Origin of the sequence: Nesterenkonia aethiopica (genome assembly GCF_039534665.1) — a bacterium.
GTDB lineage: Bacteria > Actinomycetota > Actinomycetes > Actinomycetales > Micrococcaceae > Nesterenkonia > Nesterenkonia aethiopica.
In genome coordinates this window covers 227,018-248,114 of sequence record NZ_BAAAVT010000002.1, presented here as the reverse complement: position 1 = coordinate 248,114, position 21,097 = coordinate 227,018, and the positions used below count along the sequence as shown (strand labels likewise).

The window sequence follows — 21,097 nt, the reverse complement described above, 5'->3', positions numbered from 1 at the left end:
AAGACTCCAACCATTCCTGAGTCTCCTCCGGATCCACATCCGGCAACTGGTTGGTCAGACCGCTGCGAATATGTGAGATCTCTTCACCAGCGCTCACAACATACCTCTCTCAAAGGGTCGATGGTCAGCACTGAGAACCCGGACACAAGGGGTCACGCCCGGCAGCGCTGTCGAGGTCGTACGCGCCCGTCAGGGTGCGGGCACGCGTCGTCATGGCAACTCTACCCGGAACACCCGGTGTCGCACTTCCCACCCGGTGCTCCGGCGACGTAACGTTGCCTGTGAGAGGCGCGGCACATGCCGTGGTCCTCCACCCGATGTCACGAGAGGAAGGGACACCCCAGGTGAGCCAGGCAGCCCCTGCCGAGGATCCGTTGAGCGCCGAGACCGGACACGCCTACGACGCCGCGACCAATGTGGTCGACACGTCGGGCCTGTTGGAGGAGCTTGGTCTCTCCGCTGATTCCCTCGTCCAGGAGATCGGGGTCGACGATGACGTCGACGACGGTTTCCGGGACGCTCTGGAGGACCTCCTCGACGATCCGCTGATCGACGAGGACGACGACGAGGTCGTGGACGCCGTGCTCCTGTGGTTCCGTGACGGCGATGGTGACCTCACCGATGCACTGGTGGACTCGCTGACCACGCTCGACACCGGCGGCGTGGTGTGGCTGCTGACTCCGCGATCCGGGCGTGACGGCTACGTCCCGCCGGTGGAGATCCAGGACGCCGCGCCGAACGCCGGGCTGCACGTGACGTCGTCGGCCGGCGTCTGTGCGGACTGGGCCGCGGCCCGCCTCATGCCGCGCAAGTGAGTCCGTCCGACGTGGCGGGGGATGGCCGCCCACTGCGGCCGGGGCAGCGGATCCCCGGCGTCGGGGGGCGGACGCATCACGGCGAGGAGTTCGCGCTGTATGACCTCGCCGGGGCGCCTTCACTGGTGATGTTCTACCCCTACGCCTTCAGCCGTGTCTGCGGCACGGAGCTGTCCGCCGTGTACGCCGCGGCCGGCGAGTTCGAGAGGATCGGCGCGCGTGTGGTGGCGATCAGCTGCGACTCCCTGCACGCGCTGCGCGCCTATGCGCAGGAGATCTCCGGGGGAGAGGGGCTCCCCTTCGACCTGGTGAGCGACTTCTGGCCCCACGGGGAGATCGCCCGAGCCTGCGGGGCCTTCGACGCGTCCCGGGGGGCGCCCACGCGGACCAGCTATGTGCTCGACCCCCAGCTGGTGATCCGTCACGTCCATCACGTTCCCTCGGACCGGTCTCGCGATCTCCAGGAGGCCCTGGCCGAGCTCGCTGGTCTCGCATGACAGCGTCGCAGGACGACGCGCGGGGTCCGTCTCGCGCCCTTCTGCTGGTCACCGTGCTGCTGGTGGCGGCCAACCTCCGTCCGGCCATCACTGTGGTGGGGCCGCTGATCGAACGGATCGGTGCCGACACTGGGATGAGCGCGAGCGCATTGGGCCTGTTGGGTGCACTGCCGGTCCTCAGCCTCGGGGTCTTCTCGCCTGTGGTGCATCGGCTCTCCTCCCGGTTGGGCATGGAACGCAGCATCCTGCTGGCGCTGGGCGTGCTCGCCGCAGGCACGGTGCTGAGGTCCCTCCCTGGCGGGCCGCTGCCGGCCGGGGTCTGGACGTTGTATCTGGGCACCGTCATCCTCGGGGCGGCCATCGCGGTGGGGAACGTCCTGGTGCCGGCGGTGGTCAAACGGGACTTTCCCGATCATGTGCCCCTGATGACGGGCCTCTACACCGCCACGCTCGTCGGCTGTGCGGCGGTGGCCTCCGGTGTGGCGGTCCCGGCCGCCGCCTGGATCGGCTGGGAGCTCACTCTGGCCTCAGCCTCGGCGTTGGCCGTCGTCGCCGCCGTGGTCTGGTCCCGGCGCGGACGGCCGCAGGAGCAGGCGGTCGTGGTGCTGCCGACGGACGTCTCGGACAGCCCGCGCCCCCGAGGACGCCGATTGACACGGTCACCGGTGGCGTGGCATGTCACGGCCTACTTCGGTCTGCAGTCGGCCGTGTTCTACATCATGCTCACCTGGCTGCCATCGATCCAGACGTACCACGGGATCTCTCAGGCGGCGGCGGGATGGTGGCTTGCCGCTTACCAGGCCGTCGGCATCATCGCCAGCCTCCTGGTAGGTCCGCTGATGCAGCGCAGGCGGGATCAGCGCGGCATCGCCGTCGGACTGGCGGTGCTGATGGGGTCGGGGGTCGCCGGCATGGCCTTCGTCCCGCAGCTTCTGCCCGTGTGGTGCCTCATGGCCGGGTTCGCCTCCGGGGCCACGCTTCTGGTGAGCCTCACCGTCGTCTCCCTCCGGGCCAGGACGCCGCATCAGGCGGCGCGGCTCTCCGGCATGGCCCAGGGGATCGGGTACCTGCTGGCGGGCTCCGGGCCGCTGATCGCCGGTGCGTTGGTGGACGCCACAGGTTCGTGGGTGCCAGTGCTGCATGTGCTGCTCGGCGTGATCGCCGCCCAGGGCGTGGCAGGCTGGTTCGCCGGTCGGCGGGTGTTCGTCGACGACGGCGGCGGGGCCTGAGGGGCTCGGATCGCCTAGAGTGGGGCCTCGTGAGTGTACAGAGTTCCCAGCGGGCGCGGCACGGCGTCCTCGATCGCTATTTCCACATCTCCGAGCGCGGCTCCAGCATCGGGCGGGAGGTGCGCGGAGGCCTGGCCACCTTCCTGGCCATGAGCTATATCATCGTGCTCAATCCGCTGATCATCGGCGCGGCGGCCGACTCGACCGGTCATTACCTGGGTGGCGGCACCGAGCCGAACCTGCCTGCCGTGGCGGCGGCGACGTCGCTGATCTCCGGGCTGATGACCATCCTGATGGGGGTGGTCGGCAAGTTCCCGATGGCCGTGTCCTCGTCCTTGGGCCTCTCGGCGTTCATCACCTACGGCATCGTGGTGCTGCCGGGCATGACGTGGGCCGACGCCATGGGCCTGGTGGTCATCGAGGGCTTCATCCTGCTGATCCTCGTCCTGACGGGCTTCCGGCAGGCGATCTTCAACGCCGTCCCGGCCCCGCTGAAGAACGCCATCAGCGTCGGCATCGGACTGTTCATCGCGCTGATCGGGATGATGAACGCCGGATTCATCCAGAACTCCGGCGGAGTCGGGCTGGAGCTGGGAGTGGGCGGCTTCCTGTTCGGGTGGCCTCTGCTGATCTTCCTGGTGGCCCTGTTCGCCCTGTTCGTGATGTGGGCCGCCAAGGTGCGCGGCGCCATCCTCTATTCGATCATCGGCGCCTCAGTGCTGGCGCTCACTGTGGAGGCGGTGTTCCGCGTGGGGCCGCAGGTCGGCGCCGACGGCGAGGAGAACCCCTACGGCTGGGGCCTCTCTGTGCCGACCCTCGACCAGAACTGGTTCACGCTGCCGGACTTGTCCCTGATCGGCGAGTTCAACCTGTTGGGGTCCTGGCAGAACATCGGGATCATCGCGGCGTCGTTGGCGATCTTCACCCTGCTGCTGGCGAACTTCTTCGACCTGCTGGGCACCATGGTGGGTGTCTCCAACGCGGGCGGCATCAAGGACGCCTCAGGGGAGATCCCCTACTCGCGGCGCATCATGATCTCTGACGCCGTGGGGACCATGGGCGGCGGCCTGGGCTCCACCTCGGTGAACTCGGGCTTCATCGAGTCCACGGTCGGCGTCGGCGACGGCGCCCGAACCGGGCTGGCCAATGTGGTCACGGGTGTGCTGTTCCTGGCCACGATCGTGCTGGCGCCGCTGGCGGCGGTCATCCCCACCGAGGCTGCGTCGGCGACGCTCGTGCTCGTCGGGTTCCTGATGATGCAGCAGATCACCCGCATCGACTGGACGGACGTGGAGATCGCCATCCCGGCCTTCATGACCGTGGTGATGATGCCGTTCTCGTACTCGATCACCAACGGCATCGGCGCGGGGTTCATCACCTTCGTGGGTATCAAGCTGCTGCGTGGCAAGGCCCGGGAGGTGCATCCGCTCATGTACGTGACCGCGGTGCTGTTCATCCTCTACTTCGTCTCCGGCCCCATCCAGGAGGCTCTCGGCGTGAGCTGACGGGCCTGTCGGCAGTCCGACGACGTCGGCCCGGCCCCGGTGCACCTGCACAGGCCGGGGCCGACGTGTCTGTCGGCCTGCCCTCGTCCAGGAGTGTCGAGGAAATCGTCACATAGGCCTCACCTGGCGCGCTGGCATCCTCACTGACGCGAGATACCTCCGGGGAAGGGATGCCTCACCTTCAACTGGTCCCGATCTGGGCTATTAGCCAAGGCTTCTGTTGCGTATACTGCTGGACGGTGCCCGTGCGGGACGCGGGCCCGGTCTGTCGTATCCCAAGGGCCGCCATCGGCCACAACGCACCACCGACAGAGACGCAGCCCGGACGGCACAGCGGGCCCCCAGGGCATGTGCCGGAGGGCCCGCGGCACAGCCCCATGAAAGGACCCCATTCCATGACTCGCACTCTCGTGCCGGCCGCCGTCGCGCTGCTGGCCCTGACGCTCACCTCCTGCGGCGCCGCCGACGGCGACCAGGACGAGGCCGCCGGAGAGCAGGCCGGAGCCGACCAGGACAGCGTCGTGCTGTATTCGGGACGCAACGAGGAGCTGATCCAGCCGCTGATCGACCAGTTCAGCGAGGACACCGGCATCGACGTCGAGGTCCGCTACGGAGACACCGCCGAGCTGGCCGCCCAGATCCTCGAGGAGGGGGAGTCCACACCCGCTGACATCTTCCTCGCCCAGGATGCCGGGGCGCTCGGTGCCGTCGCCCAGGACGGGCTGTTCGAGGAGCTTGACGAGGAGCTCCTCGCCCAGGTGCCGGAGGCCTTCCGTGACGCGGAGGACCGATGGGTCGGAGTCTCGGGCCGGGCCCGCACCCTGGTGTACAACACGGACCTCGTCGACGAGTCGGAGCTGCCGGAGACCGTCTCGGATCTGACCGATCCCGAGTACGCCGGGCGCTACGCGGTGGCTCCGACCAACGGGTCCTTCCAAGCGTTCGTGACCGCCTACCGTGAGATCGAGGGCGACGAGGCCGCCGAGGACTTCCTGACCGGGCTGGCGGAGAACGACCCACAGATCCGGGAGAAGAACGGCGAGATCGTCTCCGACGTCGCCGACGGCGTCGTGGAGATGGGCCTGGTCAACCACTACTACCTCTACGGCCGTGCGGCCGAGCTGGGGGAGGACCCCACGGATCTGAACATCGCCAACCACCTCTTCGGTGACGGCGACGTCGGCGCGCTGATGAATGTGGCCGGCGTCGGAGTGTTCGACGCCGACCATGAAGGAGCCCACACGCTCGTGGAGCACCTGCTCAGCGACGAGGGCCAGCGCTACTTCGCCGAAGAGACGGCTGAATACCCACTGATCGACAGCCTCGACGGGCCGGAGGGCATGCCGTCGTTGGAGGAGCTCGACGTCCCGGACATCGACCTCACCTCTCTGGAGGACCTGGAGACCACCGTGCAGATGATCACCGAATCCGGGCTGGTGGGCTGACCCATCACCCCCACCACGGCCGGTCGGCTCCGGCGCACTGACGGCTCCGCCCCTGCCGGGGGCGGAGCCGTCGGCGTGCCCTGGTGGCTGCGGGCCGCAGCGCTGATCGGCACCGCGGTGGCCCTGCTGCCGCTGGTCTACCTGGTGGTGCGCGTCGCCCAATACCCCCTGGGCGACTTCGCTGATGCTGTCCTGAGCCCCCGCAGCGCGCGGCTGGCCGTCACGTCCCTCGCCCTGACCGGCCTGGTGACTCTGCTGTGTGTGGCCCTCGGAGTCGGGTTGGCCGCGTTGGTGACCCGCACCCGGATCCCGGGGCGCGTGGCCCTGGGGGTGGCGGCCGCCCTGCCATTGGCGGTTCCCTCTTATGTGGCGGCCTTCGGCTGGCAGTCGATGAACGCGCTGCTCAGCCCGGGCACGACGTTCGAGGGCTTCGCCGCCGCCGTCGTGGTGATCACCTCCGTCACGTACCCGTACGTATACCTGCCGGCGGTCGCCGCCCTGGTGGCTGTCGATCCCGCGCAGGAGGAGGCCGCACGGGCACTGGGCCGCGGGCCGCTGTCCACGTTCTTCACGGTGACGGTGCGACAGGCCGCCCCGGCGATCACCGCTGGGGGCCTGCTGTGCGCGGTCTACGTGATCGCGGACTTCGGAGCAGTCTCGATCCTGCGGGTGGACACCTTCACTCGGGCGATCTTCACCAGTTTCTCCATGGGATTCGACCGACTCGGCGGCATCGCGCTGTCTTCCGTGCTCCTGCTGCTCACCCTGTGCGTCCTCACCGTCGAGGGGCGTCTGCGTCGCACCGGGACCAGGTATGCGAGCCTCTCCGGCTCGGGAGGGGGACGCCTGCTGCTGCTCGATCTGGGGCGCTGGCGTGGTGCGGCCGTGATGCTGGGGTGGGCGCCGATCGTCGTCGCGCTGGGGGTGCCGCTCTCGGCACTGGGCATCTGGAGCGTCCAGGGGGTGTCCCGCCCGGGATCCCTCGCCGAGGTGATGGGTGCCCTGGGCAACTCGCTGTGGGCCGCCGGCCTGGCGGCGGCCGCGACCACGCTGATCGCCGTCCCGCTGGGGCTGTGGCTGGCCCGACGCCCCAGCGTCCTGGCTCGAGGCCTGGAGAGGGCCGCGTATCTGGCGCATTCGCTGCCCGGGGTCGTCATCGGACTCTCGGTGGTGATGCTCGGCATCACGGTCCTTCCGGCGCTGTATCAGACGATGTGGCTGCTCACACTGGCCTACTGCGCCCTGATGCTGCCGCTGAGCCTGGGGCCGGTCCTCTCGGCCGCGCTCAGTGCGCCGCCGGAGCTGGAGGAGGCGGCGCGGGCGCTCGGCAGGAGTCCGGTGCAGGCCTATCTGCGCGTCACCCTGCCGCTGATGCTTCCGGGCATCGTCTCCGGGGCGCTGCTGGTCCTCCTCACGGTGATCAAGGAGCTTCCTGCGACGCTGATGCTGCGGCCCACAGGCTTCGACACTCTGGCCACGCGGCTGTGGACCTACACCGGCAACGAGTCCTACGCGGCCGCCGCTCCGTTCGCGGCGCTGCTGGTCCTCGTCGCCGCCGTCCCGGCCTGGATGATGATCTCACGACTGCTCAAGGAGGTCCGATGACTACTCCGGCATTGACCACGAGCCCCGCGGGCGCACCAGTCGATGCGGCGGGGCAGACCGCCGTCTTGGGGGTCGGTGCTGAGCGGCCGGGACTGCAGGTGGTGGGCGCCTCGGTCGGCTTCGGGCGGGGCACTCCGGTCCTCCAGGGCGTGGACCTGGAGGTGGCGCCCGGCAGCACCACTGCGATCGTGGGACCGTCCGGTTCCGGCAAGACCTCGCTGCTGCGGGTGATCGCCGGGTTCCTCCGCCCCGCAACCGGCACGGTGTCCCTGCGCGGGCAGGAGGTCACCCAGGTGCCCGCCCACCGGCGCAGCATCGGTCTGGTGGCACAGGACGGGGCCCTGTTCCCGCATCTCGACGTGGCAGGAAACATCGCCTTCGGCCTGCCGAAGGGCATCCGGCGCGGGGAGGCGAGGCGCCGCGTCGAGGAGCTGCTGGACCTGGTGAGCCTGGACCGCTCCCACGCGCGACGGCGGCCCGATCAGCTCTCCGGAGGCCAGCGGCAGCGGGTGGCGTTGGCCCGCGCACTGGCCCGGCGTCCGGAGGTCATCCTTTTGGACGAGCCGTTCTCCGCCTTGGACGCAGGTCTGCGGGAGATCACTCGGCAGGCCGTCCGTGAGATCCTCGCCTCGACCGGGACCACCACTGTGCTGGTGACTCACGACCAGGACGAGGCCCTGTCCTTCGCCGACCAGGTGGCCGTGCTGCGGGACGGGCGGCTGGCCCAGACGGGCACCCCGGAGGAGATCTACCGCCGCCCCCGTGATGCCCGCACTGCCAGGTTCCTGGGCGAGGCGGTGCTGCTTCCGGCCCGCCTGCGCAGTCCCGGCGTGGCGTCCACTGTGCTCGGAGACGTCTCGGTGGTGCGTTCCGAACCGGAGGAGTCGGCCGAGGATCGGAGCTGGCGCACCGCGGACGCATCGGCCACTGTCATGCTTCGTCCGGAGCAGATCGTGCTGGCCGACGAAGGCGTCCGTGCCGAGGTGCTGACCTCGCAGTACTTCGGGCATGACACCACGGCTGTGGTGTCGGTGGACGGACTCGAGGAGCCCATCCGCGTGCGCCGGCTCAACGCCGATCCGCTGCCGCCGGGCGCGGTCGTGCGGCTGGCCGTCGCCGGGCCCGGGGTCGCCTATCCGGAATCGGAGCTTCAGCACTGAGTCCGACCACCTCGGGCCATCTCGGTCCAGGGGAGGTCTGTGACAGAGGTGTCCTCCCCAGAGGGCCATGACATGACCACGACGACCCGGAGAAGCGCCCCGCTCGGCAGGTCACGAGGACGTCGGCGCTGAGGTCCGCACCGTCAGGCCGGGCCATGTCGCGGTCGCGGTCTTCGGAGCAGCAAGGAGCGGCTGTCAGGACCATCCCCCGGGCTCTGAGGGAAACCTCGCGCTGATGGATCGGCAGCTGCGGTCGCGCCGCTGGAGGAGGTCACCGACGTCCGCCTCGGCTGGACGAAGATCGCCGGAATGGTTCCTGTGGTGCCCCACGCTGTGGTTGTCGACATCCGGGACGGCTACGAGCTTCGCTTCGTCGTCCATGGTCGTCAGGCGTGGCAACGAGAGATCATCCCCGCCGTCGGACTCTGAGGGGCGAGCCGGTCCGGAGACCGGCCGTTGGGGAGACCGCGAGCCCACGGTCGGGGCCCCATCGTCTCGTCAGGTGACCGCCGGAGACTCGACGCCCTGAAGACGACGCCGCAGGACCGGCGTGTGAGCGTGGCCCACCCGCTCGTAGATCGCCAGCGCCTGGCCCCATGCCTCCCGCGCACCGTCTGGGTCTTGGGTCGCGGAGCATGTCTCGCCCAGACTGATCAGGGTCAGCGCCTCCAGGTCCCAGTGCCCGCGCGCCTGCTCCAGAGAGATGAGCAGGTGGGACCTGCTGTGCTGCAGCGCCCGGGCCTCTCGCGTCAGGCCGCCGAGCGCCAGGTGGGCGGTGGCGATGATGTCCCGCTGTCCCAGATCCTCGGCCTCGGTCAGGGCCAACCGCACGAGCCGGTGACCGACCTTGCGCCGGCCCACGCCGTGGAGCGCCTCTCCGGCGCTGACCAGGGCCTGGCAGGCGCGAGCGCGACGCCCCAGCCGGGTGGCCAGTCGCAGCGTCCGCCGGGCGAGGTCCAACGCAGCCTCATGCTCTCCGGTGCTCGCGTAGGTCAGGGTCAGGTTCAGCAGGGCGACGGACTCGCCGTAGGGCGAGCCGCGCTGCCGGCTGATGTCGACTGCTTCGTGGAGGAGCCTGCGGGCCTCGTCCGCCTCACCCAGCAGATGGTGGGCCAGCCCCCAGTTGGCCAGGGAGAAGCACACCGCCGGGTCGTCGAGGGACCGCAGCGTGTCCACGGAGGATCGGTGCTCGCGCAGGGCGCCGCGGATGTCTCCGCGATAGGCGTGGACCCCTCCCAGCAGCCCTCGGGTGACGGCGCCCTCACGTTCCTCTCCGGCTCGGAGGTGACAGTCCACGGACCGCTCCAGCAGCTCACGCGACTCCTCCAGCTGCACCCGCAGCAGGGCCACTCGCCCCAGCATCCGCAGTGAGTGGCCCTGTGCGGCCAGGTCCTCCAGGCGGCGGCCGGCCAGGAAGGATGCGGTCTGCAGCCGGTGGGCGGTGTGCAGATAGGGGGAGCGGTCCAGGTGGCGACGCAGGATCTTGGACAGGACGACGGCGAAGCGCGGCTGGCCGCCATCGGCACAGTGCTCCGCGGTGACGAGCAGATGGGGCAGCTTCTGCTCGAGCCATTCCGCTGCGTCCGTCTTCCGGCTGAACGGCCGGACGGTGTCGGCGTCGAGGAGATCCCGCGCCTTGGGGATGGTCATCTCTTCGGGCATGAGGATCTCCAAAGCGGCCGCCACGCCCCGAAGGTAGTGGCGGCACAGACGGTCGAGACACGCCTGCCGGACGGTGTCGCCCTCGTGGTCTTCGGTGAGCTCGATCGCGTAGCTGCGGAGGAGGTCATGCAGGCGGTACCGGTGAGGCCCGCAGCTCTCCACCAGATGGGCTCGGCGCAGCCCCTCCACCCCCCCCCTGCCGAACGATGCGGGGCTCGTGCCCCGCCAGGGCGGACAGGCCCTGGAGGCTGAGCTCATGGGCCGGTGCGACGCCGAAGCAGCGGAACAGCCAGGCTGGGGTCGGCTCAAGGTCCAGATACGACCAGGAGAACACCGCTCGCATGGAGGACGCCTGGTCCCCGGTGGCGTGGAGGTCGAGGACGTCGAGTCGATCCTGCAGGTCCTCGAGATCCTCCAGGACCGTCGGAAGGTCCTCAGATCCGATCCCCCGGACACGTTCGGCGGCGACACGCAGGGCCAGCGGCAGATGCGCGCACCGGTCGGCGAGGGTCTCCAGCTGATCAGCGCTGGGCGCCGGGCCCAGCAGCTGTCCGAGCAGGCGGCGTGAGTCGTCGTCGCCCATCGTGCTGAGGGCGATCTGGTGCGCGCCCTCCTGCAGCACCAGCCCCGTGAGCGCGGTCCGGCTCGTCACGATGACCAGGGAACCGGAGCCTCCGGGCAGCAGCGGCCGCACCTGGGACACATCGCGGGCGTTGTCGAGCAGGATCAGCAGGCGCCGTTCCGCCGTCTGGGACCGGAAGGCCGCCGCGCGCTCGTCGAGTCCGTCGGGGACGTGTTCGACGTCCGTGCCGAGAGCGCGCAGGAACCCGGCGAGGACCTGTTCTGCAGGCACGGGATCCTCGGGACCGTACCCCCGCAGGTCCACCGCCAAGTGACCGTCGGGGAACCGGTGGGCGATCTCGTGGGCCCAATGCAGAGCCAGGGCAGTCTTGCCGACGCCGGCGCCGCTGATGAGTGTGAACAGCGACGCCGGACGAGGGTCATCGTCCAGCCCCGTCCAGAGCTCACTCTGCTCGGCGTCGCGTCCGATGAATCCTCGCGGCCGGGCGGGCAGCTGAGCTGGGACCTCCACAGCCGCGCCGGCCCCGTGGACGCCGGCCCGCTGGCGTGACAGCGCCTCGAGGGCCGCGGCAGGTGGGAGACGCTCATGGTCCAGTGCGGCACCGGAGAGGATCCGCGCCTGCAGGTCCCGCAGTCCAGGGCCCGGTTCCACACCCAGCTCCCGGCGCAGCACCGAGCGTGCCTCGTGGAAGACAGCCAGGGCGTCGGCCTGACGGCCCGCTGCGGCGTGGCTCATCATGAGCAGCTCGCGGAGGCGCTCACGCAGCGGGCGCTGATCGACGACAGGTGGCAGTTCGTCGGCCACGAGCTCATGATGCCCGCAGGTCAGCTCAGCGGCGTAGAGCTCCTCCCACGCGGAGACCCGCAGATGCTGCAGGCGCACAGATGCCGCCGCGGAGACCAGGGACTCGAACCGTCCGGCGTCGGTCTGTTCCGCGGTGATCTGAAGCCGGTACCCCACCGGGGTCCGCGGCCAGGGGCAGGTCGCCGACGGCGGAGCGCAGGCGATGCACGTGCGTCTGCAGGCGATGGACCACCCGTGGATCCGCCGGGCATCCCCACATCGCGTCGGCGAGCCGGTCATGGCTCAGCAGGCGGCCGGGGTTCGCCAGGAGCAGCCCCAGCAGCTGGGACTGCAGACCTGTCGGGGTGAGTGTGCTGCCGTCATCGCGACGAACGCGTACAGGCCCCAGCACCTCGAAGATCGGCATGTCATGATCCCCGGCAGACTCCGGAGCGGTGCCTCCGGATGGCGGCGCCCGCGACCGCCGGGGCGATCCTCCCCTCCCGTTGCGACGACCGTGCCCGACGATGACACGGTACCGTGCCGCAGCGCTCTCCGAGAACTCTTCGGCGCCGATGGAGAGGAGACGTCCCAGGTCAGCGGCTGAGCGGACCGCTGCAGAAGGGCATGTGAGGCCCGTGTGAGGAGACTGTGAGGCGGTGTCGGCACAGTGGAGCCATACGAGGAGGGGACCTGCAGCCGGAGACATGTCTGCGTGAGGAGAACCATGACCAGCATCATCGATGTCCACAGCATCCCCGCCGCGCGGCGGCTGGCCTACGAGCTGGGCGCGCGCCTGGTGCTGTGGGCCACCCGCTGCGAGGAGATCAGCGTCGTCCGACGCGAGCGGCCGGGGCCCCAGGAGATCCACCGGCGCCGACTGGTCGGCTGGGAAGCGCGGCGGCGGCACGACGACATGGTCGCCCGGGCCACGGCTGCGCCCTACGGGTATCTGCCGTGAGGGCGAGCGGCCGGGTCCGCGGAGGCTGACCCCGTGCGGCCCAGCTCGGCGCTGATGTCCCCGGCGCTCACGGAGCGGGTCCGCCCGCCGCCCGTCGTCGCAGCGCCTCGGCGTCAGGATGATCGACAGCCGTATAGATCTCCGCGGCCCGCCGCCAGGCCTCCGTCGCTTCGTTGACTGAGCCGAGCGCGTCGAAGGTCCGGGCCAGCCCCCTATGGGCTTGGGCCAACTCGTACCAATACTGGTCCGAGACGTCGAGGGCCGCAGTGAAGAGGCCGACCGCACGGTGGATGTCCCCGCGGTCAAGGGCGATCTCCCCGAGACCGAACTGGGCCTCCGACGCCAGGTCCTCGATCACAAGTCGCTCTGCCACGTCGAGCGCCTGGTCCAGCAGGTGCTGCCCTGTGGCGGTCTCACCCGACAGCCATGACGTCTTGCCCATCTCCGCCCGGGCGAAACCTTCGAGGTCCGCGGCCGCGATGTCCTGTGCCAGGGCAATGGCCCGCTCGGCGCATCTCAGAGATGTCTCGAGTTCACCCCGTTCTCCGTGCACCAGGGAGAGGGACGCACAGGCGGAGCATTTATCAGACGTCTGGTGGTGCTGGCGGCTGTAGTCCAGTGCCTTCCCCAGCCAGAACAGGGCATCGTCCAAGCGCCCCATCCGCTGATGGACCAGACCGGCATTGGCCATGGCGCAGCCCCCTCGCGGATCTGCCAGCTCCTCGTGAGCGTGAGCCGAGGATTCGAAGTGCGCACCCGCGTCGGCCGGACGACAACGGTAGAAGCTCAACGCACCGAGCGTGTCTCGGTCAGCGGCGATCTCCTTGAGGGCATCGGCCGTCGCGTGGAGCTCCAGGGCGCGTGCGGCGTGATGCTGGGCCTCGTCGAGACGCGCACGGTTCACCGCGGTGATGGCAAGACGTCGATGCGCAGTGCCCTCCCCAGAAGCATCGTCGACATGGCGAGCCGATCGGAGCGCAGCGCCATGCAGTCGCTCCGCCAGCACATGGGCCTCATCATGGTACAGATCGCGCCAGATGATCTCGGAGAGGTCTGTGGAGAAGGTATGGCCCCCGCGGCGGGCGGCCTCCTCCGAGGTGAGGACGAGATTCTCACGTTCGGTGGTGAGCCAGGTGATGGCTGACCGGACGTCGACGTCGGCTCCTGTCGCCTTCGCTCTGCCTGCCAGGTCCTGGATGCTGGGATGGTCGGTCTGGTGGGGCATGCGGACCACCATGGCCAAGGCCGCCCGCTCGAGATAGTGATCGCACAGCCGGGCGAAGGCTCGCTGCCGCGCCGACTCCGGATCGTGATTCTCGGAGAGCTCGATCGCGTAGACCCGCAGCAGGTCATGAAGCCGGTAGCGCCCCCGGGACACCGGCTCGACCAGATGAGCACGCCGGAGCGTCTCCACGCCGCGCCGGGTGGCGCGTTCATCGAGGTGGGCGAGCGCTGAGAGCGGACCCAGGCTCAGTTCAGCGGACGGTGAGATGCCGAAGCATCGGAAGATCCATGCGGAGTCATGGTCCAGGTGACGGTAGGACCAGGAGAAGACTCCGCGAACGGACGCCCGGTCCTCTCCGACGTCCAACACGTCCAGCCGAGCCCCGGCGTCAGGAGGGACGTCCTGGGGCGAGGCGAGGAGCGCGTCCAGTTCCTGGGCGCCTCCTGACCGCATACGCTCGGCTGCGATGCGCAGGGCCAGGGGGAGGCGCGAGCAGACTGCTGCCAGGGAATCGGCCTGTGAGTCATCCAGCGGCAGGCCCAGGTCCGCGATGAGCTGCTGAGTCTCCTCCGGGGAGAGCGGACCCAACGGGAGGCGATGCGCACCTTCCTGCACGACCAGTCCGGTCAGCTGCGAACGACTGGTCACGACGGTGACTGACTCCGATGTCCCCGGGAGCAGAGGCCGGACGTGGTCGGCGTCCTTGGCGTTGTCGAGCACCACCAGCATCCGACGACCTGACATGGCCGATCGGAACAGGGCTGATCGTTCGTGCTCGCCATCAGGAATCTCCGCCGTCGGGACGCCCAGAGCAGTGAGAAGTCCGGGCAGTGCTTCCGTAGGGTCCCGAGGCTCATCCGGGCCGAAGCCCCGCAGTTCGATGTACAGCTGTCCGTCCGGGAAGTCGCCTGTGACCGCATGTCCCCACGAGACGGCCAGCGCCGTCTTGCCAGTGCCGGCGCCACCGGTCAGGCAGAAGATCCTGACCGGATCGACAGCACGGCTCCTCCCCTCGTCAAGCTCCCGAAGGACGTCCGTGCGGCCGACGAAGACACGGGGACACACCGGCAGCTGGGCGGGAACCTGGCGGGACGGCTTCGGGACGGACGGGCCCGGGTCGACGAGTATCGCTTCCTCGGCGAGGACCATGCGATGCAGCTCTCGCAGCCGGGGTCCGGGCTCGACGCCGAGCTCATCCAGAAGCCATGTCCTGGCGCGTTCACAGGCCTCCAGCGCGTCGGCGTGTTGACCGGAGAGGGAGAGGGCCGTGACGAGCAGTTCGTGGAGGCGCTCGCGGAGCGGGTGCTCACGGACCAGCGGCTCGATCTCTCGCGCTACCGTCTCGTGGTTTCCCCGGGCCAGCTCCGAGGCCAGCAGCAGTTCCCGGGTGGACGAGCGAAGGTCGTGGAGGCGCCGCGATGCTCCGGCCAGACGTGTGGTCTCGATGGTCTCGAACGGTGCGCCCCGCCACAGGGAGAGAGCGTTGCGACACAGCGTCACCACCTGGTCATGGTCGCCGATCTCGGCCGTCCTCCGTGCCTCCGCGAGGAGCTTCTCGAAGCGGACCGCGTCGACAGCCTCGCCTTCGAGGCTCAGACGGTACCCGCCGCCGCCGGCCTCGATCGTGGCACCGGTGTCGAGTGTGCGGCGCAGCCGGTGGATATGGGACTGCCGGCGATGAGCAGCACGATCATCCGGGGCAGCGCCCCACATGACGTCGATCAGCCGATCCGTCGTGACGATCTGGTCTTCGTCCACGACCAACATGCTCAGCAGCAGCGCCTGCAGGCCGGGCGGACGGACGACGGTGCCGTCGTCGCGTCTGACCTGCACCGGCCCCAGCACCTCGACAACCACCATGATCTGCAGACGGCACGCCCGTCCCCGCCGACCGGCCAGGACCGGGCCCTGCGCGACTGCGTCCTCCCCTCGGAACCAGAGATGCGTCTCAGGATCCGTCCACCGTACCCGGTGGGTGCTGTGGTGAGGATGGCTGCTCGACCGCGAGGCGCGGTCTGTGGCCGCGCGGCATGGCAGGAGCGGAAGCTGCTGCGGGAACGACGATGCCCGGCACGGAGACCGCGCCGGGCATCGGTGGGCCCTACCGGGATCGAACCGATGACACTCGCGGTGTAAACGCGATGCTCTACCAGCTGAGCTAAAGGCCCGGGCACGGCGGCCGCGTTCCCGTGACAGGCGCAATGACGTCGGGACGGACGCGCCGGCCACAGCACTATACCAAAGGGCTCAGCGCCCGCGACGGAGGAAGCCCTCCTGCAGGGCGGCCGCTCAGGCGTCCGCGCTGATCTTCTCAGCGGCCTCCTGCTGCGGGTCCACGGCCGCGGAACGCCGCGCCAGGGCGCGCTGCTCGGCGCCGAAGAGCGCCGCGCCGACGATGCCCGCGTTGTTCTTCAGCTGGGCCGGCACCACCGGCGCGCGGGTGCTGGTCACGTGGGGGAGGAAGTCCTCGCTGCGCTTGGAGATGCCCCCGCCGATGATGAACTGGGAGGGGGAGAACAGGCGCTCGACGTGAGTGAGGTAGCGGTCCAGGAGCCGCCCGTACTCGTCCCAGGGCATGTCGACGCGTTCGCGGGCCGCGGCCGAGGCCTTCTGCTCGGCGACCTCTCCTTCGAACTCCAGGTGCCCGAGTTCGCTGTTGGGGACCAGCACCCCGTCATGCACCAGGGCAGAGCCGATCCCCGTGCCCAGAGTGACGGTGAGCACGCTGCCCGCGCGTCCAGCGCCAGCGCCGTACCGTGCCTCAGCCAGACCGGCGCCGTCGGCGTCGTTGAGCGTGGAGATGTCACCGGGCAGCGGGCGCAGCAGCTCACCGGCGTCGCATTCGATCCAGGAGTCGTCGATGTTGGCGGCGGAGAGCACGACGTTGTCGATCACGATGCCGGGCACCAGGACGCCGACGGCCAGCTCGTCGCGGGAGGGCGCCTTCTCGCGCCCCAGCAGCTCCTCCAGGATGGTGCTGATGACCTCCGCGACGGCCTCCGGCGTGGCCGGCCTCGGCGTCGGGATGCGGAACCGCTCGCCGGTCAGCTTGCCCTTCTGGAGGTTGACGATCCCGCCCTTGATGCCGGTGCCGCCCACGTCGATGCCGATCGCCCGCTTGGGAAGGTCGTCGACGGCGAAGCTGGCAGGGGCGACCGCTTGGGCGGCCAGAGGCTGAGACTGGTCAGAGTGGGTCATTGCTCTCCAAGGGGTGAGGCGAGAAGAGCGAGACAGCGGCGATCGACGACGCGCTGCCGGCTCTGCTCGGGGGCCACAGGACTGGACGTGCGTCGTCGCACCGGGATCGGACGGCCAGACCCTGCGGGGTCGGCCAGAGAACAGGATAGCGGGTCGGAGCGATGTAGGTCACGTATGTCACGATGCTTGACGCGCCGCGGACGCGGGCGTGCGGAGCCCCACGGGAACTGTGCGGCCGCCCGGCGCCTGGCTGATCAGGCGTCTTCTTCGGACGAGGGGAGTGTGAGGACGTCCGCCCCGTCGTCAGTGACGACCAGCGTGTGCTCGAACTGTGCGGTGCGGCGCCGATCGCGGGTGACCGCGGTCCAGCCGTCCTCCCACATGTCCCAGTGCCGCGTCCCCAGGGTGAGCATCGGCTCGATGGTGAACACCATCCCGGGCTCCATGGGACGTGAGTACTCGGGTGCGGCGTCGTAGTGGGGGATGACCAGCCCCGTGTGGAACGCCTTGCCCACTCCATGGCCGATGAACTCGCGGACCACGCCGTAGCCGAAGCGTTTGGCATAGGACTCGATGGAGCGGCCGATGACGTTGATGGGGCGGCCGGGCTTCACGGCGCGGATCCCGCGCATCATGGCCTCGTGGGTCCGCTCCACCAGCAGCCGGGAGTCCTCGTCAACGTCGCCCACGAGGAAGGTGCGGTTGTGGTCGCCGTGGACGCCGTCGAGGTAGGCCGTGATGTCCAGGTTGACGATGTCGCCGTCCTGCAGGGTCGTGGAGTCGGGGATGCCGTGGCAGATGACCTCGTTGACGGAGGTGCAGATCGCCTTGGGGAAGCCGCGGTAGGACAGGCAGGAGGGGTAGGCCCCACGGGACACGAGGTACTCGTGGGCGAAGGCATCGAGCTCGTCGGTGGTCACCCCAGGGCGGATGAGTCGGCCGGTGGCCACCATCGCATCGGCGGCGAGCTGTCCGGCACGGCGGATGCGCTCCACCGTCGCGGCGTCGTAGACGTCCTCCCCGGTGTACTCCGGGGGTGCGTCCAACCCGACGTAGTTCGGCTTCTCGATGTGGTGCGGCACGGGCCGCATCGGAGTCACGGTGCCCTTGGTGAGCGTGCCGATCGGGGCGGTGGAGGAGGGAGCGGAAGCCATGGATCCCATCCTAACGTTCCGACAGGGGGCGTTCACCGGGCGACGGGGCGCAGCTGCAGCACCAGGGCGACGACGGCGATGAGGGTCACCACGGTCAGGGCGATCGGCAGCGAGGCGCTCTGAGTCATGGCGCCGATCGCCGGCGAGAGGCTCAGCGTGACGGTCCGCATGGTCCAGCTGATCCAGGTGACGCCGCTGTGCGGGGGCAGTCCGGGCACCGCGTCGGCGCGAGCGAACGCGATCGGGACGGTCACCGCACAGCCCACTCCGGCCAGGGCCAGTCCGGCGAGGGTGAGGGGGACGGTGGGCGCCCAGGCGGCCCCGAGCAGACCCAGCACGACGGCGGCGAGGCTCAGCAGCAGAGCCCGACGGTCGCCGAGCCGATCGATCACCCTGTCTCCCAGCAGGCGGCCGATGAACTGGGCGGTCAGCAGGACGGTGAGGCCGATGCCGGCGGAGGCCGCGGCCATGTCGCGTTCGCTGGAGAGCAGCACGGCGGACCAGTTGTTGCCCACGTCCTCCACCGAGATCCCGGCCAGTGCCACCAGCGCCAACGGGATCAGGATCTTCGCCGTGGCCCAGCCGGTGGCGCGGGTGGTGCTCTGCGGGGTGCCCAGCACCGGTTCCGGCTCCGGCAGGAACGCCCGGGCGGATGCGGCCATCGCGGCCGCGCAGACCACGGCCCAGAGGGCCATATGGGTCAGAATCGGCACACCCAGCAGTGCGGCGAGCGTGCCGACGGCGCCGCCCAGCGCCGCTCCGACGCTCCACCCGGCGTGCATGGAGTTCAGCAGGGACCGGCCGTAGGCCTCCTGGACCCGCAAGCCCTGGGAGTTCTGCGCCACGTCCACCACGGCGTCTCCGAAGCCGGCGAGCAGCAGTCCCAGCAGGACGAGCCACGGGCTGGCCAGCGCCACGCCGGAGGTGGCCACCACCAGGGAGCCGCCCACCCAGGCCGTGCCCACACCGGCCGACCAGGCGACGCCGAAGCGACGGGAGATCACTCCCGGCAGGTGCACGGCCAGCGTGCCGCCCAGACCGATGCCGACGACCAGCAGTCCGAAGAGCGCCGGACTCAGTCCCAGGGCCTCCTTGACCTCCGCATACCGGGCCAGCAGGGAGGCCGGCAGGGCGCCGTTCGTGGCGAAGGCCGCCATGGTCGCCATCCGGCTGCGTCGCAGTGAGGCCGGCGGCGGAGTCGGCACGCGGTCCGCTGGGCTGGGCATTTGCATGGCGAGCAGTCTTCCGATCAGATCGAACACATGCAACGTGCGAACAGACACAGAACGATCATCGCAGCCGTGCGGGGCGGCGACGAGGTGCGCGCCTCCGATCTGGTCCGCGCCACCGGGGCCTCTGCGATGACCATTCGCCGGGACCTGAGCGATCTCGAACGCCGCGGGGTGCTGCGGCGCATCCATGGGGGTGCCGTCGGGCTGCCCGCACGAGGCGCGCAGCTGCCGTTCCAGGTGCGCAGCGAGACTCATGTGGAGGAGAAGCGCGGGATCGGGGAGGCGGTGGCCGCCATGATCCCGGACGGCTCCAGCGTGATCCTCGACGACGGCACCACCTGTGGAGCGGTGGCCCGAGCGTTGGCCGGGCGGGAGCTCACCGTCCTCGCTCTGTCGGTGCATCTCGCGGCCGTGCTTGCGGAGGGAGGGGACGCCTCAGGGAGGGGGATCCGGGTGCTGACCCCCGGAGGCGAGCTCAACCCTGGAGAGCTGTCTTGGAGCGGCCACCGGGCGGTGCGCGACATCGAGGACTTCCGGGCGGACATCGGCGTGCTGGGGGTCTGCGGATGGGACGAGGAGTCCGGGATGACGGCGTCCACGCTTCAGGACGCCGACGTCAAGAAGGCGCTCATCGGGTCCTCCCGTCAGGTGGTCGCCGCCGCGGCGGCCGAGAAGATCGGGCTCTCGGCGGTCTTCTCGGTGTGCCCCTCCTCGGCGGTAGACACCCTCGCCACGGGGCGTCTGTCTCGCGAGCGACGGCTCTGGCTGGAGCAGGAGGGGGTCGACGTCGTCTGCTGTGCCTGATGCCGCGCCTTCGCGCTGTGCCTGATGCCGCGCTTTCGCGCTGTGCCTGCGAGGGCGTGCGGCGTAGGCTGGAGCCATGAGCACGCAGTACTGGTACAACGTCCGCACAGGCGAGGTCGAGCAGGGCGCCCAGTCCAGCTGGAAGCACCTCCTGGGTCCCTACAACTCCCATGCGGAGGCGGCCCGCGCCATGGAGAAGGTGCGGGCGAACAACGAGCGATGGGACGAGAGCGACCCGGCGGAGGACGCCGAGGGCTGACTCAGAACCCGTGCTCCTCCGCGGGGAACGTGCCCGAGCGCACGTCGTCGGCGAAAGCCGTCGCGGCCTCGGAGATCACCCCGCGAAGGTCGGCATAGCGCTTCACGAAGCGAGGCACGCGGCCCTGGGTCATGCCGAGCATGTCCTGCCACACGAGCACCTGCCCGGTGGTGGACCCTCCGGCGCCGATGCCGATGGTCGGGACCTCCAGAGCGGCGTCGACCTCGGCGGCGACCTCCGAGGGGACCATCTCCATGAGCACGCAGAACGCGCCGGCGTCCTGCATGGCTCGCGCGTCCTCGAGCACTCGGGCGGCCGCATCGCCGCGGCCTTGGACTCGGTAGCCTCCGAGCGCGTGCTCCGACTGCGGAGTGAATCCCACATGCGCCATGACGGGGATCCCGGCGGCGACCATGGCGCGCACGTGGGGCGCCATGGCGGCATCCCCCTCGACCTTCACCGCGTGGACGCCGGCCTCCTTCAGGAAGCGCACGCCGGTGGCCACCGCCTGCTGCGGGGAGGCCTCGTAGCTGCCGAACGGCACATCGGCCACCACCAGGGCGCGCCGGACGCCGTTGACCACTGATCGGGAGAACACCAGCATCTCGTCCACCGTGATCGGCAGCGTGGTGGTCCGGCCCATCATGACATTGGCGGCGGAGTCGCCCACCAGCAGCACCTCGACGCCGGCCTCGTCGAAGATCGAGGCGATCTGGGCGTCATAGGCGGTCAGCATGGCGAAGCGGCGGCCGTCGTCCTTGAAACGTCGCAGGTGGACCGTGCGGATCCGCGAGGGGGAGTGCGGCGTCGCCCCGGCCTCGCCTGTGGCGCCTCCGGCCGCCGCGCCGCCTGACCCCCCATAGGGGGCGGTCGCGGGGGAGGTGGCCTGGGTGTCTGTCTCGCTGCTCTGATTCTCAGCTGGCATGGCTCCAGGCTAGCGCCTTCTGCCGGTGGGCCGGCATGAGGGTCGGCGCACCCCG

At 70.0% G+C, this 21,097-nt stretch carries 17 protein-coding genes, 1 tRNA gene and 1 pseudogene; 10 read left to right on the top strand and 9 right to left on the bottom strand.

Going from position 1 to position 21,097, the window contains the following annotated elements; translation table 11 throughout:
* Positions 1 to 344 precede the first annotated feature (344 nt).
* The 7 genes from ABD658_RS02400 (at position 345) to ABD658_RS02370 (ending at position 8,256) form a co-directional block, all read left to right on the top strand.
* Positions 345 to 815: a DUF3052 family protein gene (locus ABD658_RS02400; protein ID WP_237089993.1), complete on the top strand. Its 471-nt coding sequence runs from the start codon at positions 345 to 347 to the stop codon at positions 813 to 815.
* The gene (locus ABD658_RS02395) at positions 812 to 1,312 is read left to right on the top strand and encodes a redoxin domain-containing protein (RefSeq protein ID WP_344683101.1); all 501 of its coding nucleotides are present in this window, start codon (positions 812 to 814) and stop codon (positions 1,310 to 1,312) included. The genes ABD658_RS02400 and ABD658_RS02395 overlap by 4 nt, the downstream gene beginning before the upstream one ends.
* A complete protein-coding gene (locus ABD658_RS02390) occupies positions 1,309 to 2,541 on the top strand; it encodes a CynX/NimT family MFS transporter (protein WP_344683100.1) in 1,233 nt (410 codons plus the stop codon). The genes ABD658_RS02395 and ABD658_RS02390 overlap by 4 nt, the downstream gene beginning before the upstream one ends.
* Positions 2,542 to 2,570: 29 nt before the next feature.
* Complete coding sequence (locus ABD658_RS02385) at positions 2,571 to 4,046, top strand: NCS2 family permease (protein WP_311024410.1); 1,476 nt, start codon at positions 2,571 to 2,573, stop codon at positions 4,044 to 4,046.
* Positions 4,047 to 4,441: 395 nt separating this feature from the next.
* On the top strand, positions 4,442 to 5,491 hold the full coding sequence (locus ABD658_RS02380; RefSeq protein ID WP_344683097.1) for an extracellular solute-binding protein: 1,050 nt from the start codon (positions 4,442 to 4,444) through the stop codon (positions 5,489 to 5,491).
* Between the two features lie 75 nt (positions 5,492 to 5,566).
* The gene (locus tag ABD658_RS02375) at positions 5,567 to 7,096 is read left to right on the top strand and encodes an ABC transporter permease (protein WP_344683095.1); all 1,530 of its coding nucleotides are present in this window, start codon (positions 5,567 to 5,569) and stop codon (positions 7,094 to 7,096) included.
* Positions 7,093 to 8,256, top strand: coding sequence for an ABC transporter ATP-binding protein (locus tag ABD658_RS02370; RefSeq protein ID WP_344683093.1), 1,164 nt, complete (start codon positions 7,093 to 7,095; stop codon positions 8,254 to 8,256). The genes ABD658_RS02375 and ABD658_RS02370 overlap by 4 nt, the downstream gene beginning before the upstream one ends.
* Before the next feature lie 498 nt (positions 8,257 to 8,754).
* Here ABD658_RS02370 and ABD658_RS02365 read toward each other — a convergent pair whose 3' ends face one another.
* From ABD658_RS02365 to ABD658_RS15340, 3 genes and pseudogenes are all read right to left on the bottom strand, one after another.
* Positions 8,755 to 10,107 carry a tetratricopeptide repeat protein gene (locus ABD658_RS02365; RefSeq protein WP_344683091.1) on the bottom strand — a complete coding sequence of 451 codons (1,353 nt, stop codon included), beginning with the start codon at positions 10,105 to 10,107 and terminating at the stop codon, positions 8,755 to 8,757.
* Positions 10,043 to 11,461: an AfsR/SARP family transcriptional regulator gene (locus ABD658_RS02360; protein WP_344683089.1), complete on the bottom strand. Its 1,419-nt coding sequence runs from the start codon at positions 11,459 to 11,461 to the stop codon at positions 10,043 to 10,045. Before ABD658_RS02360 ends, ABD658_RS02365 begins: the two co-directional genes overlap by 65 nt.
* Positions 11,462 to 11,495: 34 nt before the next feature.
* Positions 11,496 to 11,711, bottom strand: a pseudogene (locus ABD658_RS15340) (winged helix-turn-helix domain-containing protein); the annotation flags it as partial.
* A 300-nt stretch (positions 11,712 to 12,011) separates the two neighbouring features.
* On the opposite strand from ABD658_RS15340, the gene ABD658_RS02355 reads away from it, so the two are divergent.
* The gene (locus tag ABD658_RS02355) at positions 12,012 to 12,245 is read left to right on the top strand and encodes a hypothetical protein (protein ID WP_344683087.1); all 234 of its coding nucleotides are present in this window, start codon (positions 12,012 to 12,014) and stop codon (positions 12,243 to 12,245) included.
* Positions 12,246 to 12,312: 67 nt separating this feature from the next.
* Here the strand turns inward: ABD658_RS02355 and ABD658_RS02350 are convergent, their stop codons facing one another.
* The 5 genes from ABD658_RS02350 to ABD658_RS02330 all read right to left on the bottom strand — a co-directional run bounded on the left by ABD658_RS02350 (position 12,313) and on the right by ABD658_RS02330 (position 19,054).
* Positions 12,313 to 15,330 (bottom strand): AfsR/SARP family transcriptional regulator, encoded by a 3,018-nt coding sequence (locus ABD658_RS02350; protein WP_344683085.1) that lies wholly within the window; start codon positions 15,328 to 15,330, stop codon positions 12,313 to 12,315.
* Between the two features lie 235 nt (positions 15,331 to 15,565).
* Positions 15,566 to 15,638: transfer RNA gene (locus tag ABD658_RS02345), tRNA-Val, on the bottom strand.
* 121 nt (positions 15,639 to 15,759) lie between these two features.
* Complete coding sequence (gene ppgK, locus ABD658_RS02340; RefSeq protein WP_311024403.1) at positions 15,760 to 16,668, bottom strand: polyphosphate--glucose phosphotransferase; 909 nt, start codon at positions 16,666 to 16,668, stop codon at positions 15,760 to 15,762.
* A gap of 254 nt (positions 16,669 to 16,922) precedes the next feature.
* Positions 16,923 to 17,822, bottom strand: coding sequence for a type I methionyl aminopeptidase (gene map / locus ABD658_RS02335; protein WP_344683082.1), 900 nt, complete (start codon positions 17,820 to 17,822; stop codon positions 16,923 to 16,925).
* A 32-nt stretch (positions 17,823 to 17,854) separates the two neighbouring features.
* The gene (locus ABD658_RS02330) at positions 17,855 to 19,054 is read right to left on the bottom strand and encodes an MFS transporter (protein WP_344683080.1); all 1,200 of its coding nucleotides are present in this window, start codon (positions 19,052 to 19,054) and stop codon (positions 17,855 to 17,857) included.
* A gap of 30 nt (positions 19,055 to 19,084) precedes the next feature.
* Here ABD658_RS02330 and ABD658_RS02325 point away from each other — a divergent pair, with 30 nt between their 5' ends.
* A complete protein-coding gene (locus ABD658_RS02325; RefSeq protein ID WP_344683078.1) occupies positions 19,085 to 19,858 on the top strand; it encodes a DeoR/GlpR family DNA-binding transcription regulator in 774 nt (257 codons plus the stop codon).
* 76 nt (positions 19,859 to 19,934) lie between these two features.
* Positions 19,935 to 20,117: an SPOR domain-containing protein gene (locus ABD658_RS02320; RefSeq protein WP_344683076.1), complete on the top strand. Its 183-nt coding sequence runs from the start codon at positions 19,935 to 19,937 to the stop codon at positions 20,115 to 20,117.
* Position 20,118: 1 nt separating this feature from the next.
* Here the strand turns inward: ABD658_RS02320 and panB are convergent, their stop codons facing one another.
* The gene (panB, locus tag ABD658_RS02315) at positions 20,119 to 21,042 is read right to left on the bottom strand and encodes a 3-methyl-2-oxobutanoate hydroxymethyltransferase (RefSeq protein ID WP_344683074.1); all 924 of its coding nucleotides are present in this window, start codon (positions 21,040 to 21,042) and stop codon (positions 20,119 to 20,121) included.
* Positions 21,043 to 21,097: the final 55 nt, after the last annotated feature.